The 1,614-nt window shown below is 69.6% G+C and carries 1 protein-coding gene; it reads left to right on the forward strand.

What is annotated here, in order from left to right; genetic code table 11:
• The first annotated feature begins 144 nt into the window (after window positions 1-144).
• Window positions 145-1,551: an NF041680 family putative transposase gene (locus tag ACIP82_RS37800; RefSeq protein WP_400660333.1), complete on the forward strand. Its 1,407-nt coding sequence runs from the start codon at window positions 145-147 to the stop codon at window positions 1,549-1,551.
• The last annotated feature ends 63 nt before the right edge of the window (window positions 1,552-1,614 follow it).

Raw genomic sequence — 1,614 nt, forward strand, 5'->3', positions numbered from 1 at the left:
CTTGTCGTTTTACCTCCGGTGATCGGCTTGAGGTTGTTCGATCTGGTCACCCACATGGGGATCTGCCGGACACGGCGACGACCTCCGTTTCACGCTGTGTGATGTCGAGTCGCACAACAGAGCCGGAGGTCGTCGGTGTCGATTATGGTCCCTGAAGCCGTTCGCCAGCAGGCCATCGCGGAACTGTCCTCCTTTCGAAGGGACTTGTACGCCGCGATGCCGCGCCGTGCGGACGCCCTGTTCGAGCTGTCCGATGCATTGCTGTGTGCCGACGGTCCGGTCCGCGCCCTGGTCGAGCTGGCCCTGACGCCCGAGCACCGGCGCTCGCACGCCTCCCTCTACGCCGCCTTGAACCGGGGAGACCTCGACGCTGACCGCCTGCGGTGCGCGATCGCGGCCCGAAGCGTGCCGCGCGGCCCGGGAGGGCGGATCGTGCTCGCCGTCGACGTGTCCGCCTGGCTGCGGCCGGACGCCAACACCAGCAACGGCCGTTCCTTTTGCCACACCTACGGTCGGCGCGAGAACACGCACGAGATGGTTCCCGGATGGCCCTACTCCTTCGTTGCCGCTCTGGAGTCGGGCTCGACCTCGTGGACGGCCCTGTTGGACGCCACACGCCTGGAACCCGGCGCGGACACGGCGGCCGTCACCGCCGCCCAGCTGCGTGAGGTCCTGCGCGGCATCTTCAGCGCCGGGCACTGGAAGATCGGCGACCCGCCGGTGCTGGTCGTGGCGGACGCCGGCTACGACGGCCCGCGTCTGGCCCACCTCCTGCGGGACCTGCCCGTCCAGATCGTGGTGCGGATGCGCTCCGACAGGGTCTTCTTCAATCCCGTGCCCGACGACTACCGGGTGGGCCCCAAGGGCGGCCAACCCCGCAGTCACGGAGCCCGGTTCGCGCTGGCCGATCCTACGACCTGGCGCGATCCCGACAGCGACACCGAGCACACCACCCGCCGATACGGCACCGCCCGCGTCCGCGCCTGGCACCGCCTGCATCCACGCATCTGGCGACGCTCCGCCTGGAGCGACCACCAGGGCCAACTCCCCATCGTCGAAGGCACCCTGATCCGACTCGACGTCGACCACCTGCCCTCCGGTGGTACCCCGAAACCGGTCTGGCTGTGGTACTCCCACCCCACACCCTCCGGCGACGACACCGACACCGCCTGGCACGCGTTCCTGCGGCGCTTCGACCTGGAACACACCTTCCGCTTCCTCAAGCAGGACCTCGGCTGGACCCGCCCGAAGCTACGCGAGCCCTCAGCGGCCGACCGCTGGACCGCCCTTGTCCTGGCCGTCCACACCCAACTCCGCCTCGCCAGGCCACTGTCCGCCGACCTCCGCCGGCCCTGGGAGAGACCGCAGCCCGCCGAACGCCTCAGCCCCGCCCGGGTGCGACGCGGGTTCCGCAACATCCGCACGCGCCTGCTCTGCCCAGCTCGTGTTGCGAGACCCTCCCGCCCCGGCGCCGGGCGCCCACCCGGCCGGCCCAACCGCCACCGAGCCCCCATCTATGACGTCGGACTCGCCCTGGTCACCAACCAATAGCGAACAGACAGGCGATAACCCGAACGCCACAGAAGATGATCACCGGAGGTAAAACGACAAGCT

The sequence above is a fragment of the Kitasatospora sp. NPDC088548 genome (assembly GCF_044753005.1).
In the GTDB taxonomy this organism is placed as follows: domain Bacteria; phylum Actinomycetota; class Actinomycetes; order Streptomycetales; family Streptomycetaceae; genus Kitasatospora.

Bases quoted from the DNA above. Each gene is read 5' to 3' on its own strand.
- ACIP82_RS37800 (WP_400660333.1), top strand. From the start codon at position 145: ATGGTCCCTGAAGCCGTTCGCCAGCAGGCCATCGCGGAACTGTCCTCC.